The 15,315-nt window shown below is 54.8% G+C and carries 13 protein-coding genes; 9 read left to right on the top strand and 4 right to left on the bottom strand.

The genetic code is table 11. From position 1 onward, the window contains the following. Positions 1 to 143: 143 nt before the first annotated feature. The 5 genes from bcsN (at position 144) to ACP15W_RS18860 (ending at position 8,731) form a co-directional block, all read left to right on the top strand. Complete coding sequence (gene bcsN, locus ACP15W_RS18880; protein ID WP_424934498.1) at positions 144 to 1,274, top strand: cellulose biosynthesis protein BcsN; 1,131 nt, start codon at positions 144 to 146, stop codon at positions 1,272 to 1,274. Continuing rightward, positions 1,271 to 3,469 carry a UDP-forming cellulose synthase catalytic subunit gene (gene bcsA, locus ACP15W_RS18875; protein WP_424934497.1) on the top strand — a complete coding sequence of 733 codons (2,199 nt, stop codon included), beginning with the start codon at positions 1,271 to 1,273 and terminating at the stop codon, positions 3,467 to 3,469. The genes bcsN and bcsA overlap by 4 nt, the downstream gene beginning before the upstream one ends. Then, entirely contained in the window at positions 3,466 to 5,784 is a 2,319-nt protein-coding gene (locus ACP15W_RS18870; protein ID WP_424934496.1) for a cellulose biosynthesis cyclic di-GMP-binding regulatory protein BcsB, read from the top strand. The genes bcsA and ACP15W_RS18870 overlap by 4 nt, the downstream gene beginning before the upstream one ends. After that, on the top strand, positions 5,781 to 6,836 hold the full coding sequence (locus ACP15W_RS18865) for a glycosyl hydrolase family 8 (protein ID WP_424934495.1): 1,056 nt from the start codon (positions 5,781 to 5,783) through the stop codon (positions 6,834 to 6,836). The genes ACP15W_RS18870 and ACP15W_RS18865 overlap by 4 nt, the downstream gene beginning before the upstream one ends. Before the next feature lie 68 nt (positions 6,837 to 6,904). After that, positions 6,905 to 8,731 (top strand): hypothetical protein, encoded by a 1,827-nt coding sequence (locus ACP15W_RS18860; protein WP_424934494.1) that lies wholly within the window; start codon positions 6,905 to 6,907, stop codon positions 8,729 to 8,731. An 8-nt stretch (positions 8,732 to 8,739) separates the two neighbouring features. Here ACP15W_RS18860 and ACP15W_RS18855 read toward each other — a convergent pair whose 3' ends face one another. Beyond that, positions 8,740 to 9,042 carry an antibiotic biosynthesis monooxygenase gene (locus ACP15W_RS18855; RefSeq protein ID WP_424934493.1) on the bottom strand — a complete coding sequence of 101 codons (303 nt, stop codon included), beginning with the start codon at positions 9,040 to 9,042 and terminating at the stop codon, positions 8,740 to 8,742. A gap of 265 nt (positions 9,043 to 9,307) precedes the next feature. Between ACP15W_RS18855 and ACP15W_RS18850 the strand changes: the two genes are divergently transcribed. Then, on the top strand, positions 9,308 to 10,132 hold the full coding sequence (locus ACP15W_RS18850) for a TonB family protein (RefSeq protein ID WP_424934492.1): 825 nt from the start codon (positions 9,308 to 9,310) through the stop codon (positions 10,130 to 10,132). 123 nt (positions 10,133 to 10,255) lie between these two features. After that, entirely contained in the window at positions 10,256 to 11,098 is an 843-nt protein-coding gene (locus tag ACP15W_RS18845) for a fumarylacetoacetate hydrolase family protein (protein WP_424934491.1), read from the top strand. 3 nt (positions 11,099 to 11,101) lie between these two features. On the opposite strand, the gene ACP15W_RS18840 is transcribed toward ACP15W_RS18845, so the two are convergent. Both ACP15W_RS18840 and ACP15W_RS18835 read right to left on the bottom strand, forming a co-directional pair. Beyond that, complete coding sequence (locus ACP15W_RS18840) at positions 11,102 to 12,229, bottom strand: MFS transporter (protein WP_424934490.1); 1,128 nt, start codon at positions 12,227 to 12,229, stop codon at positions 11,102 to 11,104. 22 nt (positions 12,230 to 12,251) lie between these two features. Beyond that, the gene (locus ACP15W_RS18835; protein WP_424934489.1) at positions 12,252 to 13,007 is read right to left on the bottom strand and encodes a DeoR/GlpR family DNA-binding transcription regulator; all 756 of its coding nucleotides are present in this window, start codon (positions 13,005 to 13,007) and stop codon (positions 12,252 to 12,254) included. Positions 13,008 to 13,205: 198 nt separating this feature from the next. Between ACP15W_RS18835 and ACP15W_RS18830 the strand changes: the two genes are divergently transcribed. Continuing rightward, positions 13,206 to 14,132: an ABC transporter ATP-binding protein gene (locus ACP15W_RS18830; RefSeq protein WP_424934488.1), complete on the top strand. Its 927-nt coding sequence runs from the start codon at positions 13,206 to 13,208 to the stop codon at positions 14,130 to 14,132. Then, positions 14,129 to 14,890 (top strand): ABC transporter permease, encoded by a 762-nt coding sequence (locus ACP15W_RS18825; RefSeq protein ID WP_424934487.1) that lies wholly within the window; start codon positions 14,129 to 14,131, stop codon positions 14,888 to 14,890. The genes ACP15W_RS18830 and ACP15W_RS18825 overlap by 4 nt, the downstream gene beginning before the upstream one ends. A gap of 28 nt (positions 14,891 to 14,918) precedes the next feature. Here ACP15W_RS18825 and ACP15W_RS18820 read toward each other — a convergent pair. Next, the coding region (locus ACP15W_RS18820; RefSeq protein WP_424934486.1) for an IS5 family transposase at positions 14,919 to 15,315 on the bottom strand (397 nt) is incomplete at its 5' end.

Genomic DNA, 15,315 nt, shown 5'->3' with positions numbered 1-15,315 from the left:
AGCCAAAGAATCTGAGAGGCCGTATTCGATAACAATCTCAAGCCGCGCCATAGATGACGCAAACGGTATGACATGAACCGTATGTCACATGAAATCTTACAACGCCCGAGCATTTGAAAACATTTTGTTAGCAATTCAGCGTTTTGATCCGGATCAAACCTGCAACCACCTCCCCTTTTAATGCCGGCTTCGCCGGTCCTTCAGCAGCTGAAAGCCCGGACGTCATGACGAGATTAGTTCTTCTTGCCGCCCTCTGGGCGTTTCTGGCTTTGGTTTCGGCCTGTGCGCCGCAGCGTTCGAGCATGTCCATTGCTCAAAGCGGGTTGATACCCCCAAGCGCTGCCTACATCTTGCCCGATCCCGGGGGGCCGGTTGTCGTTGGGGCTGTGCAGCGCAATCTAGGGAATGCAGTGGAGCACGAAGTCTTGCTGGGTTCTCGTTCCAGCACTCCCGGTCAAAATGCGCTTACCGCCCAAGTTTTCGGCCGGGCTCATCAGGTAGGTAACGGTGCGGTAGATCCAGGTCAGCCCACCAATGCGAGTGTCAGGCTCGAGATGGAAAAGGTTCTGCCAGCTGTGTCCATGACAGTTTCACCGTATTTCGTTCAAAACCGGTATGGGCCCTTCGGCTATGCGATGGGACGCGGTCGAGGGCGCGATCTATGCATTTATGGCTGGCAGCGGTTGAACATGCAGAGTGGCGCAGGGCCGTTCTATGCCAACCGTTTCCTAATTCAAATACGTTTGCGACTTTGCCAGTCGGGTGCAAGCGAGAACGAAATGCTTCAGGTCATGTACAGGTTCACCCTCTCATCCTACTTTGGCAGCCAATATCCTAACGTGCCTCCACAGAACCGACGTGATCCAGTCAGCGTTCTGGATTCACCTACTGTAGTGCGGCCATCAACTTCTACCGGTATCGCAAGCGTGCTGCCGGACTACGCTCCGTCTACGACTGTGCCCCATCGCGCAGCGGCAAAGCCGACAGGTGCTACTCAAGTCAAACAAGCATCAGCGACCGCAGCGTATGAAGGTCCCACCGTTCCTTCGCCTGTTTCCTCGGGTATGGTAAGCACAGTACCAAGCTCATCGCCTCCCAATTACGGCGAAAGCGCTCCAATTGTTCCGCCTCCAGATTTCGGAATTGCAGCTGACGATCCGCTGGGCCAGGCAATAGTTGCGCCGAATGACCCAAATTCTCCTGCCATGCGGGCGATTACCGCTGCGCGTGAAATAGAACTCCCCGAGTCACTCGCCCGGGAGGTCAAGGAATGAAACAGCTTCTCCTTTGGCCTTTATGGGCCTTTTTTGCGGCAGTCATGCTGTTCCTGGTCACACTGCCCATCAGCCTTCAGGCTCAGTTGGTCGGGAGTGCGACCATTCTTGGCGCGATGATGATCATGAAGAGGTTTCGCCCTGATGGAACCTGGCGGCTTGTCGCGCTTGCTTTCGGTACTGCCATAGTTCTTCGTTATGTCTACTGGCGGACAACAAACACGATTCCTCCTGTAAATCAGATCGAAAATTTCATCCCCGGCTTCCTCCTCTATCTCGCAGAGATGTATTCGGTGATGATGCTGGGTCTCAGCTTGTTCGTGGTCGCTAATCCGATGCGCTCAAGGCCGGCGTTGTCCATCGAAACCCGGCCATCTTTGCCCACGATCGACGTCTTTATTCCGACTTACAATGAAGACGCCGAACTTCTGACGAGTACGATCGCCGCAGCTCAGGCAATGAATTACCCGAAGGACCTCGTCACGATCTGGTTGTTGGACGACGGTGGCACCGAACAGAAGCGCAACTCCAGTGACATTCTTCAGGCCGCTGCGGCCGAAAGGCGTTATCAGGAATTGAAACAGGTTTGCGCCGATTTTGGTATCAATTACCTGACCCGTTCGCGCAATGAACATGCGAAAGCGGGGAACATGAACAATGCGCTCGAACACTCGGAAGGTGATCTGATCGCCGTTTTCGATGCGGACCATGCACCTGCGCGTGATTTTCTTGAAAAGACCGTTGGCTATTTTGCGGAGGATGCCAGACTATTTCTGGTCCAGTCGCCCCACTTCTTCCTCAATCCGGATCCGATCGAAAACAATCTTGATACTTTCGAGAAGATGCCGTCGGAGAACGAGATGTTCTACGGCATCATTCAACGTGGTCTCGACAAGTGGAATAGTTCGTTCTTCTGCGGATCAGCTGCTGTGCTGCGCCGCGAAGCCTTGGCCGAAACGGGAGGGTTCCATGGAATATCCATTACCGAAGATTGCGAGACTGCGGTCGCATTGCATTCAAAGGGCTGGAACAGCGTCTACGTCGATCAGCCGCTAATTGCAGGATTGCAGCCTGCGACATTCTCGAGCTTCATCGGCCAGCGCAGTCGCTGGGCGCAGGGAATGATGCAGATCCTGATGCTTCGCGCCCCGATCTTCAAAAGAGGCCTGAGCATGGCTCAGCGCGTATGTTACGCCTCATCCACACTTTTCTGGTTATTTCCTTTCCCCCGAATGATCTTCCTTTTGGCGCCGCTCTGCTACTTGCTCTTCGATCTGCAGATCTTCACCGCTTCGGGTAGCGAGTTCCTTGTTTACACGCTTGCCTATATGGTGGCGAACTTGATCATGCAGAACTATCTCTACGGTTCATTCAGATGGCCGTGGATATCCGAACTCTACGAGTACATTCAGTCGGTTCATCTCTTACCGGCAGTCGTGTCGGTCATTCTCAAGCCACGCAAACCAAGCTTCAAAGTGACCGCGAAGGATGAGAGCGTCACAAGCGACCGTCTTTCCGAGTTGAGTCGGCCCTTCTTCCTCATCTTCGGTATTCTCATGATAGGTGTCGCGGTAACCGTCTACCGGGTCTATAGCGAGCCGTGGAAGGCTGATGTGACCTTGGTGGTGGGGGGCTGGAACCTCCTCAACCTCATCATCGCAGGTTGTGCACTGGGTGTCGTTTCCGAACGTGGACAAAAGCGAGCGTTTAGCCATCGTGTGAAAGTGAGCCGCCGTTGCCAGTTTCAGATAGGCAGTGACTGGTATCCAGGGACAATCGAAGACGTCTCCGATCAAGGCGCCCGGGTGAGAATTGCGGGTGCGCCCATTGATCAAATTGCCAGAGGGATGGGAGGAGAGCTGTCATTCGATCCCCATACAGATGGATTAACGGGTAGCTTACCAATGCTTGTCCGAGGTCTGTTCAACGACAAGGAAACCATTACTCTCAATTGTCGCTTTGACCCGAGCGAGGTCGTCCATCACCGGCTGATCGCTGATCTCATATACGCCAACTCAGATCAGTGGAGTGAGTTCCAGCACAGCCGACGCCGAAACCCGGGTGTCGTGATGGGAACCATCGGCTTCTTGATGATAGCATTTGGAGCGACGCTTCGTGGTTTGAGCTTTGCGGCCCGGGCGGCCCTTTCTCGCAAGGAAAATCAACAGGAAATCAATAGTGGGAAGCGAGCATGATACGTCGGTTCTCCTCTACTATTGCTTTGGCTGCCGCTGCATTTGCCTTGGCAATCCCCGTGTATGGGCAGCCAGCGCCATTCGACATGTCTGGAGACATTATTTCGCCGGAGCCGCGTGTCTTGCCTCTTGGCCTTTCCCCTAGTGGCATGCCGCCGCTTTCGCAATCTGTCAAAGGTCTAGAGATTGCGAAACAGTTCTTTCTACCTAAGGGCGAAAACCGGTTAGTTGGCGAATTGGCCGCCCACGACTGGAACATAACGCTGCCTCCCGGTTTACTTGAAAGCGCTCAGCTCCATCTTGGCTATCGCAATTCCGTGATGGTCGCCCCAGAGTCCTCGCGGATGCAGATAGCTGTGAATGGGACAATTCTCGGCGAAACCACCATCCGATCATCTGCGGGCCCGACGGACCTTGTGATTCCAGTTCCGGTCGGATTGCTGAAGGAGGGGCAGAACCAGATATCGGTAGAGGCCCGGCAAAGGCACCGGACTGATTGCACAGTTGAATCGACCTACGAGCTTTGGACAGATCTGGACCCAAACCGAACATTTCTTTCGCATTCTAAAGCGGGCAATGCGTTTCCATCCAGCTTTCAGGATCTTCCAGGAATCGGTATGGATGGTGATGGGCAAACGCGAGTAGAGATCATCGCGCCTGGACTAGAGAATCCGATGGTAGCGGAAGCGCTGCTGGTTGTCGCCCAGAAGCTTGCGGTCATGACGAACGCGCCTCACATTACATTCTCGGTTTCCCGTTCGATCGAGCGCGCCAAGGGCGAGGGAGCCTTAACCGTATTCTTTGGCACATATTCCGAACTGGAGTTGCTGGGAGTCAGTGCTCCTGAACCATCCCAATTTGTTTCTCTTGAGGGCCTACCGAAACGGCCCGCACACGGACGATCCGTTCTAGTTTTGGGTGGTGCAACGCCGGAGGAAGTAGGGGAAAACGTTGATAGTTGGCCGGTTTTCGATCTCGGGCAAAGACCGGAGAATGTTTTGACGTGGCCCGGCACTGACGTCCCGTTGATCGCCTCAGGGGGCAGCATCTCCTTTGGCGAGTTGGGCGTTCCTACCGAGCGTTTTTCGGGGCGCAGATACTCCCGCGAGTTTGACATTGCTGTTCCGACGGACTTCTACGCCCAGTCCTACGGTGAAGCAAAGATCATGCTCGATGCGGCCATTTCCCGAGAGGTACGCCCAGGAAGCAGAATCGATATCTACGTGAATGAACGCATCGCGAGCACAGTCCCAATTATGGACTCGGGTGGGGGGGTGCTCAGACAGCTCCCAATACGTGTTGGGCTTAAGGACATCCGTCCGGGCAAGAACCGTATTCGGCTGGATGCTGTCATGATGACTGATGCAGACCTGGCCTGCGAACCTGGAACAACGGCATCCGATACTCCTCGTTTTGCGCTCTACGACACTTCCCGTTTTTTGATGCCCGATTTTGCACGGATTGCACAGCGCCCAAATCTGGCGGCCTTTGCAATGGGCGAGGTCGCTAGCGAGGAGCAGAACGATGGATTGTCGGTTGTCCTAAACTTGCAGAACGAACAAACAATAGCGGCTGCGATGAACCTTACGGGCCGGATTGCAGTAGCCTCTGGCCAAGTGAGATCTGTTTCATTGATCTCGTCCCAAAAGGCAATGGAAGTAGGCTCCGCTCTTATTATAGCTCCTATCGCGCATCTTTCTGCGTCAGTGCGTGATCATGTCCGGATTTCACCTCCCCAAAAAAGCGGATGGGCGTCAGAAAAGACGGTGAACCTCTCCTTGGGCGGGGGGCAATCCAGTGAACTGGATGAGTGGCGGGATTCACTCGAGACAAGTCCTGTGCGCCGAAGGTTAAGGGACCTTGCGAACACGCTGCAGGAAAACTTTGACCTCTCACTGGCCGCACTCAGACTGGTTCCTCGAGAAGCTGACTTCTTCAGCCCGGAAGCGTCGGACACATTGCTTTTGTCCCAGTCGATCAACCCGCGCGGCAACGGTACATGGACCGTTATTTCTTCCGCCTCATCCGAATCATTGTTGCAAGGCTCTATCGATTTGTCTGAGCGCGGGAGTTGGTCACGGATTGGCGGCCGGTTGAGTGTCTATTCCGCCGACAAGGGAACCGTGGTCACTTTACCTCCCATAGCCCTTGAGCTTGTTCCGACACAGCCTTGGAGTTTCGCAAATGCTCGCCTGATAGTGACAAACTGGCTGTCATCAAACGCATTGGCCTATTCCCTGCTTCTCTCTTTGGCTTGCATTCTTTTGGGAGCGGTGACCCTCGCGCTCCTCTCCCAACTCGGAAGGCGGTCGTGAACGTCGGACGAAACATCCTTCGCACCATGCTTTCGACTTGCACGGTGGTTTTCGGCGTAACCGTGGCGCACGCCGCTGAAGAGCGATTAATCCGTCCTGAAGAGTGGCAAGCCTATGCCCAGTCCTTCCTCGCACCATCTGGTCGGATAGTGGATACGGCGAACGGGGGCATTAGCCATAGTGAGGGGCAGGGATATGGCCTGATCCTCGCTTACCTTGCCGGAATGCAGACCGATTTTGAGCGGATATGGCGCTTCACGAAGAGCGAACTTCTGATCCGTGACGATGGGCTAGCCGCGTGGAAATGGGACCCGAACTCTGAACCGAGAATAACGGATATAAACAATGCGTCCGATGGGGAAATTCTGATTGCCTATGCGTTAGCCCACGCAGGAGCCGAATGGGCCAATCCAGAATATACCATCGCCGCGATTCAGGTGGCCGAAGCGCTGGGTCAGGCAACCCTGCAAATAACAGAAGGCGGGCCATTGCTGCTTCCGGGAGTCAACGGTTTCACGTCAGACGATAGGCCGGATGGGCCGGTCGTGAATCTCTCCTATTGGGTCTTTGAAGCGTTCCCTGTTCTGGCAGCACTCGACCGTTCTCACGACTGGATGGCCGTCTCTGCGTTCGGTGAAAGGCTCGTAAGATCTACAAAATTCGGTGTTCGGCAACTCCCGCCGGATTGGCTTTCCTTGGCCAGCATTCCGAACCCGGCAAAAGGGTTTGAACCAGAGTTCGGATACAATGGCTTGCGGATCCCACTTTATCTCATCCGAGCGGGAAAAGATGACCCTGCAACACTGGCACGTTTTGTCCAAGGCATGAGCATCGACGGCGATATCGCGCTTTCTGATCTCGAGACAGACCGCATTTCGCGGGTGTTGGATGAGCCGGGCTATAAGTCGATCGTGGCCCTGATGGGGTGCGTTCTGGGTGACGGGCCAATCCCATCGGATCTCACGAGATTTACAACTACCAACTACTACCCGTCGACGCTGCATCTACTGGTTCTCAGTCACGCAAGAAAGGAACTGCCGCAATGTCTCTAACAGCTCGACTGGCCCGGGGATCTGCCATTTCGGTTACCGTTCTTGCCGTTCTCGGGGTTCCTTCTGTCATGGCACAGGATGTCAGGGGCGATGCAGACGATGTCGACGAATCCGCATTGAGGTATTTTGCCGAAGAAGGCGATTTAGATAGGCTGAATGCCGAGATTGCGCGACTCAAGGCTCTATATCCTGGCTGGGAACCACCAGATGATCCGCTGTCGATTTCAGGAGGTGGTGACCCGTGGGAAGATAACCTTTGGCGACTTCTCGGCGAGAGGGAGTATGCGCTAGTTCGTGACCAGATTGTCGAGTATCGGGCTGAAGATCCGACGTGGAGACCCTCTCCAGAGCTGCTGGAACGCCTCAACGCAGGTGAGATCCGAACGCGTTTGGTAAATGCATCCGACCTGCAGCAATTCGAAATGGTCGTCACAGTCGCATCAGATCATCCGGAATTGCTTACTTGTGAGGATACAGATCTACTTTGGCGAGTCGCCCAAGCGTTTGCGCAGACTGATCGTGAAGAGCGCTCTGTGGACGCATACCGCTACATCCTCGAAAACTGCGACGGGCAACAAGAGCGGTTTGCCACTATGCAGAAAGCTATGGTGGAACTGAGGCGACCTGTAATGGTGGACCTTTTGAGCTTGGAGCGGGAGACATCAGCCGGCATTGGTGAGTTCGAGGGCATACGCGACGAACTGGCGCGCCAAGCGGTCGCTGAGGGAAACTCTGATGATCACATACGGGTTTCAGCGGGCGATCTTAAGCGTGTTGCAAGTTTATTCGACGATCGGCAACGGGTCGATGATGCTCTACTTTTGGGGTGGTATCATCTGAAGAGGGAGAACATCTCGGAAGCCGCAGAGTGGTTCGAACGCGCGGCACATGTAGAGGAAACGGAAGTCGGGGCGCAGGGCCTTGCACTCACGAAGATTGCGCAGGGTAATTTTACTCAAGCTGAGCTGGTGCTTGCTCCCTGGAAGGGTAGTTCCGAATCAGCGCGGTCGGTATATCTTGCAGCGGCCGCAAATCTACTGGCAGGTGATCCTCCACCAAAGGTCGATGAAGCTGTACTGCAACGTATTGTGCCGGAGGTTGTGAAGGCGAAAGATGCAGGGACGGCAAGACAACTCGGTTGGTATGCAAGAGCATTCGGCCAAGATGAGACTGCCCTTAAATGGTTCGAGGCCGCACTCAACTGGGACCCGGAAGACGAGCCATCTGCTTATGGTCTCGCCCTTACCTACGCAAACCTCGGCAAGAGCGATGGATTAGGCGCCCTAAAGTCAAATTGGCGCAACCGTTCAGAGCGCATTGCAAGTGTGGGACTGCCGCCTCGCAATACTGCCATATCTGGTGATCAGGTGCCGAAGGTAACAGACTGCACCGGATACGTATCACCCAGCACGCTTTCGCCAAGCCGTGCGCTCGCGTTAGGCTGGTGCCTTCTTGACTCCGAACGTTCGGTGGATGCCGCACAGGCATTCAAGAGAGCGCTACAGAGTGCTTCGGCAAAAACGCGTTCCGATGCGGCTTACGGTCTGAGCTTAGCTTACATTCGATCGGGATTTGTTGACCAGGCTGCTGCTGCCGCCACACAGGCCAAACAGACCCCTGAGAGATCGAATGAATTGATGGCCTCAATTCTGTCAGAACGTGCGACGGCTGCCTATAACCGGCGACGATACCGTGAAGCTCTTCAGATTCTCGATCACCGTTCAGGCTTCGCGCCCGAAGAGGTAGGGCTGATGGTGATCCGAGGTTACTCCTACTATAACCTCAAACAATATTGGCGGGCGGAGCAGGTCTTCTCAGCTGCGGCAAAGGCAGGAAATCCAGATGCGATGCAGGGTCTGAAGCTTGCTCACGAAGGGCGACGAAAGAAGCCATAGGGCTACCGTCACGATTGTCGTTCATCGATCAGGACGGCATCATAATACTGTTTCGACCCCGCCACGGTGATTGGGTCGATCCGCTGGCGGCAGGTCGCATAGTGCGCCGTTTTTCTATGGTGATCCAGCGCTTCAGCACTTTCAAAGACTTCGTAGATCGTAAAACGGTTCGGATCTTCCGGGTCCCCGAGTATGTCAAAACGAAGATTTCCTGGTTCAGCCCGGCTTCCTTTGCAGTTTGCTTGCATGGCTTCGAGGAAGGCGTCCCTTGCACCCGGCATAATTTCAATTGTAACGATCTGCACAAACATTGCCCCATTTTCTCCATTTGAACCTGTCTTGTCCAGGGAATGGCCCGCTGAGCTACGTAGCATTGCGCAAGAACAGACAGGGCCCCTCCTTGACGAGAAGCTCCAGTCTTGCGTCTAAGGTGCGGTAGAGAGGTGCGGCACTATTGGCAACGTGGGGAATTCATACAGTTCGGTATGCTGTCTGTCGGGAAGCGTTGCGCTCTTCGATCAGGCTTGACCTAGCGCGTGGGAATGCATCGCCCGCCATATTCAGAAGGCAAAATCCGTGAAGGCGTCGGCAAGTTTTTTCAAGGTTATGGCGCTTGCTCTGGCGATCCTGATGCACTGGGCCATGATGTTGGTTTTCCGATCCGAAGATGTGTCGCATTTAGAAGGGGCAGGGCAGGGGGCTCAGATTGAGATCGGAAATTCATTCTTGGATTTGCAGGTACGCACCGCGGAACCGATTCTTGCTGCCGAGACTGCCAGACGTTTCGAACCGCCCAGGCTATCTGATGCGGAACGATTGGGCCAGAATACCGCCGAAGAAAATTTTGATGCTGCGGGCAAAGCGGAGTTAATATTACCAGTCTCCGTTGAGGAGCGCAAACCATCAGAGGCATATTTGCTTCCAAGCAAGTCGCATGCGGTAGTTGATTCAGAGATCACAGGAACTCAAGGTCGCCCGAAAGCCAGGCCAGAAAGCCTGCGCCAATTAAGCGGGCCGTCCCGAAAGGACAATACCGACGCCTTCATTGGAAGTTCGACCAAGACAACAAGGGCCAGTCGGTCCGGGGGGGTAGACGGGCCTGGTCATGCGGCCAGTGGTGAGGTGCGATCAGGCGGCAGAGCCGCTCAATCTAACTACCGTGGCCTTGTAAACGAACGAATTCGTCGGGCACCCAAACCTCGGTCGATGGCGACGGCTAGTGCCGCAATTCAGTTTCGTATTGCATCAGACGGCCGAATTTCCGAGATCGTTGTAGCAAAAAGTTCAGGCTCTCCTCGTTTCGACCGGGATGCACTCAATACCGTTCGCGGGGCAGCGCCGTTTCCTCCTCCACCATCCGGCGCTGGCAGGGTCTACAACATCGTAGTTTCAGGGCGATAGGTGTCTGGCTGGTCAAGGCAGGTTGGTGCCAATACGCGATTGGCGTTTCAGTTTGTATCATTTGGCTTTAGTAAGGAACCGCCGTGAACGATCTTCGCGGTGGCAGTATAAGGGTCGGTGATTATGCGTCTTGCGTCTTTTGCTTCCGGTGGCGGAGTGGCCTACGGTGTTGTCGAACGTGGAATGATCCGAACAGCCAGCGAGGGATTCCGGGCAAAGTATCCCGACATCCGCTCAGTCTTGGTGGCAAATCAACTTGACATGCTGGCAGAGTCGACGACCTCGCCTGTGCCACTCGCCGAAGTGGCGCTGTTGCCTCCGATAATCGCTCCCGACAAGATTATTTGCGTCGGTCAGAACTACCTTGCTCATATACGCGAGATGGGCAACGAACCTGGCGAATATCCGGCAATATTCACGCGATACCCGTCATCTTTGGTGGGCCAAGGCGCAGATCTCGTGCGCCCGCTCCAATCCGAGAAATTCGACTTCGAGGGAGAACTTGCGGTTGTCATCGGCAAAGCGGGGCGACGGATTTCGCAAGAAGATGCACTCAATTATGTTGCGGGCTATACATGCTTCATGGATGGATCAATCCGCGACTATCAACGGCATACGTCACAATTCTGGCCTGGTAAGAACTTCATTTCATCTGGATCGGTGGGACCGTGGATTGTAACTGCGGAGGAAATCGGGGATCCCGCTGGGCAACATTTGAGAACTCGTTTGAACGGCAATGAGGTTCAATCCTCCCCGGTTAGCGATCTTGCGATCTCAGTGCCTGAAATATTGGCGTATATCTCGCAGGTTACCGAACTCCTACCGGGAGACGTGATCGCCACGGGGACGCCAGGAGGTGTTGGCGCTGCGCGGAAGCCGCAACTGTGGCTCAAGCCCGGTGATACCTTGGAGGTCGAGATCAGTGGGATCGGAACCCTCGCCAACCAGGTTGTTGCCGAAGGTTAGCGTTCAGGATTTTCCCGCCGCCGGCACCGCGGAAACAGCGGGTTTCAAGGACCTGGCAAGTGCCGAAACTAGAAGGGTCAGCAGACCCACCAAGGCAAACGCATGTTCAAGTGAGGTTGCGGCCGCGATTGCTCCGATGGCCGGAGGACCGGCAAGCAAGCCACCATACCCCAGTGTTGCGACAGCGGCGATTGCCTGTCCTGGCGGCACCTGTGGATCATTTGCCGCTCTTGAATAGGCGAGGGGAAAGAGCACTGCATATCCAAGTCCGATACCGGCAAACCCGAGCAACATGAGGGGAAGATTGCCGGAGAACAGAACTACGGCCATACTGGTGGCAGCGACTAGACTGCCGGTTCTGGCACTCTTGGCGGCACCGTAGATCGCGACAAGACGATCTGCCATGAGCCGTGCTGCAACCATCGAGATGGAGAAAGCAGCAAATCCCAGGGTTGCCTTCGCTTCGCTAAACCCCTTGATGCTGTACAGGTAGACGGCACTCCAGTCGGCTATCACACCTTCACCTAAAGCGGAACAGAGCGCCACGAAACCGACTAGCGCGAGCGGTCCGCGTGGAACGGCAAAGACCGGTCCACCTGAGGATCGAACGGAGTTCCATGGAATTCGTGCCAACCAGAGGCAGGGGAGACCGATCAGTATCGCAGTAGCGAGAAAATGCCCTGCCGGTCCGATACCAGTGTCGGCCGCGACAAATCCTGTGCCGGCGCCAAGGCCTCCACCGAGGCTGAACATCGCATGAAAGGATGACATGACGGGCCGTCTCATTCCTCGCTCAACTTCAGCTGCCCAGGAATTCATTGCGACATCGAGTCCGCCTTGCGCCGCGCCGAACAGCATTAGCGCCAGCCCCAGCGTGACAATGCCCGGAACAGTGGGCAGCAGGACCAGTGCGATAAGTGCGAGAGCTGCCAGAGCGATCGATACGCGGGCCGCGCCTTTCCGGTCGGAAAGATTGCCTGCGAAAGGGAAACAGATGACCGCACCGATTGCAACACATAGCAGCAGGATCCCAAGTGAAGCTTCGCCCAGATCAAAACGATCAACAAAGGCCGGAATCCGCCCGGCCCAAGTGCCGAACAGTCCGCCGCTGAGAAAGAACAAAGCGGCCACTGCGCGCCAAGGGGTGCGAAATCTAGGCATGGATGACCTCAACATCTCGTGCTTCAATGGACTTCGTAGAGACGATATCGGCATTCGTCACGACCACATCTATCTCACTCGGGCAAAGCGTCCTGTAGCGGGTCCGCGACCCAACTTTGCGAGCATCCGTGAGGACGAATGTTTCTGAAGCGGCGCGAGACAGGCTGCGTTTTGTCGTGCTTTCAAGAATGTCATCTGATGAGAGGCCAAACTCCGCATCAAGGGCGCATGCTCCTAGGACCGCGGTGTCCGCGGCAATGCCTTCAAGCATTTCTTGACATGAAATTCCCACCGAAATGCCTCCGCTCTCGCTGAGACGACCTGGAAGAGTAAGTGTTTCAATTCCTCGTTTGAAGGTTTCTACAGCGACAAATGGCGACGGGGTGATAACCGTGAGGCTTGGGGAGGCCTGCAATACTCTTGCAAATGCAACGCAGGTTGTACCGCCATCGATGAGTAGTGTTCTAGCTCCTCGTAGCCTTTGGAGAGCGCAGAGGGCAATCCGGTTGGCGATAGCGAAGTCCGTCCCGGGGCGATCGCGCAGCGGCCCGGACGGTTGAATGATCGGAACTGCGCCGCCGCGAACCCGCTTGGCCGTGCCAGCAAGCTCGAGCGCGATGAGATCACGTCTGATAGTGTCAAGTGATACGCCAAACTCTGTGGCCAGATCGAGGGCGATCAGAGATGCGCCGGTAGCAATACGCTCACGAAGGATACCTAGTCTCACTTCAGGATTGTTCAGTTCCATTCAAATCTCGCAAAAAATCGCACAAAAGTGCATTATACTGCATTTTGGTGCGTGTCAACTGCTTGGGGCGCGGTTGCCCCCAAGCCCACCTTGGGAACTTTGTCGTTCGCGTGGCTTGCAAATAGTATGGATGCAGAACACTTGTTCACCGGGTTTGCAGGCGTTGGTCTGCGAAGGAATGAATTGCGGGAGTGGCGTATGGATCCGATCGTATCAGTCGAGAATGTTCGAAAGACATACGAAGGCGGATTCGAGGCGCTCAAGGGCGCAGACCTCCAGATCAGTCAAGGAGAGATATTAGCGCTTCTTGGCCCCAATGGGGCCGGAAAAACTACGCTCATATCGATGATCTGTGGTATTGCGGAAATCAGTTCCGGTCGAATTCTTGTGGGCGGTCACGACGTGGCAAGAGAATTTCGGGAGGCACGCCAGCTCATTGGACTCGTGCCACAGGAAATCAGCATCGATCCGTTTGAGAAGGTCTTACGTGCGGTCAGATTTTCACGCGGTTTGTTCGGGTTGCCGCCCAATGAGGCCTTTCTTGAACGCATCCTCCGCGACCTGTCGCTCTGGGATAAACGAGATGCAGCAACTCGAGAGTTGTCTGGCGGCATGAAACGGCGCGTCATGATAGCTAAAGCGCTCGCGCACGAGCCCAAGGTGCTGTTTCTCGACGAACCAAGTGCGGGGGTCGACGTCGAATTGCGCACAAGCATGTGGGAAACCGTGCGGCAGCTTCAGAAGGCGGGCACCACGATTATTCTGACCACGCATTACATTGAAGAGGCCGAGGCTATTGCTGATCGCGTCGGCGTAATCAATCAGGGTCGCATTCTTCTCGTCGAAGAGAAGGCGAAGCTTCTGGATCGGATGGGACGAAAGGAATTGACAATTTCGTTCCATGAACCTGTGTTCGATGTGCCGGCGGCCCTCGGAGAATATAATCTCGAGAGGACGCCGGACGGAACGGGCCTTATCTACAGCTATGACCGTACAGCCGAGCGAACTGGTATCACATCTCTCCTGAAGGACTTATCCGCGCATGGGCTTGTTCTGCGGGACATACAGACCCGTCAAAGCTCGCTCGAAGATATTTTTGTGCATCTCGTGAAGGAATCTGCATGAACCGGAGAGCCATTTGGGCAATCTATCGCTATGAAATGTCGCGTGCGCTCAGGACGGTATTCCAAAGCCTGATTTCACCAATCATTTCGACCTCGCTGTATTTCGTAGTCTTCGGAACGGCTATAGGATCACGTATCGAAGAAGTGGAAGGAATAGAGTACGGCGCGTTCATCGTTCCGGGGCTAATCATGCTGACGGTTCTAACACAAAGCATTTCGAACGCATCATTCGGGATCTATATGCCACGATTTATGGGTACGATTTACGAGATTCTGTCTTCGCCTATCACCTATGTCGAAATCCTAATCGGCTATGTCGGAGCAGCTGCCACGAAATCATTCTTCATAGGGCTGGTCATCTACTTGACTGCAAATTTATTCGTGGAACTGCCTGTGGCTCATCCGTTTTGGATGATTGCCTTTCTCGCTCTCACTTGCGTGACATTCAGTCTGTTTGGTTTCATCATTGGAATATGGGCAAAGAACTTTGAGCAGTTGCAATTAGTTCCGCTTCTGGTCGTAACCCCACTCGTATTTCTGGGTGGAAGTTTCTATTCGATATCAATGTTGCCGCCGCTGTGGCAAAATATCACGCTGTTCAATCCTGTAGTTTACCTGGTTTCCGGTTTCCGGTGGTCGTTCTTCGGTATGGCGGACGTTCCTGTGGGGCTGAGTATCGGAGCAATCCTACTCTTTGGCACCGCCTGTGTTGCTATGGTTTGGTGGATCTTCAGAACCGGCTATCGCGTAAGATCCTAACCGTCTAAGAGCCTGATTCAAAACTCAGTCAAAAATAGCAATATCTTGCAAGCCGCCTGGTTGTGATGCGGATGTGTGCGATGTTGATCCAGGCTTCGGCGGAGGCGACGGATTTCTCCCAATCATTGGCGAGACGACGGCAGCGACCGAGCCAGGCGAAGGTTCGCTCGACGACCCACCGGCGGGGAAGGGCCTCGAAGCCTTCTGCGATGTCGGAGCGCTTGATGATCTCAACTGTCCACTCGCCCATGCGCCTGAGCGCGGCGCGCAGCTTCGGACCGGCATAGCCGCCGTCGGCAAAGATGTGACGCAGCCAGGGACAGGCATGGCGGATCGATTTCAGGACCTCCGGCGCGCTATCCCGATCCTGGATATCGGCGGCATGGACGACCAACCCGAACAGAAGGCCAAGAGTGTCGGTGACG

Origin of the sequence: Amaricoccus macauensis (assembly GCF_049800915.1) — a bacterium.
GTDB lineage: Bacteria > Pseudomonadota > Alphaproteobacteria > Rhodobacterales > Rhodobacteraceae > Amaricoccus > Amaricoccus macauensis_A.
This window is presented reverse-complemented; position numbering and strand designations above follow the sequence as displayed.

Excerpts from the sequence above, each read along its gene's own strand:
- bcsA (WP_424934497.1), top strand. The coding sequence starts at position 1,271 with ATGAAACAGCTTCTCCTTTGGCCTTTATGGGCCTTTTTTGCGGCAGTC.
- ACP15W_RS18870 (WP_424934496.1), top strand. The coding sequence starts at position 3,466 with ATGATACGTCGGTTCTCCTCTACTATTGCTTTGGCTGCCGCTGCATTT.
- ACP15W_RS18860 (WP_424934494.1), top strand. The coding sequence starts at position 6,905 with ATGGCACAGGATGTCAGGGGCGATGCAGACGATGTCGACGAATCCGCA.
- ACP15W_RS18855 (WP_424934493.1), bottom strand. The coding sequence starts at position 9,042 with ATGTTTGTGCAGATCGTTACAATTGAAATTATGCCGGGTGCAAGGGAC.
- ACP15W_RS18845 (WP_424934491.1), top strand. The coding sequence starts at position 10,256 with ATGCGTCTTGCGTCTTTTGCTTCCGGTGGCGGAGTGGCCTACGGTGTT.
- ACP15W_RS18835 (WP_424934489.1), bottom strand. The coding sequence starts at position 13,007 with ATGGAACTGAACAATCCTGAAGTGAGACTAGGTATCCTTCGTGAGCGT.
- ACP15W_RS18830 (WP_424934488.1), top strand. The coding sequence starts at position 13,206 with ATGGATCCGATCGTATCAGTCGAGAATGTTCGAAAGACATACGAAGGC.
- ACP15W_RS18825 (WP_424934487.1), top strand. The coding sequence starts at position 14,129 with ATGAACCGGAGAGCCATTTGGGCAATCTATCGCTATGAAATGTCGCGT.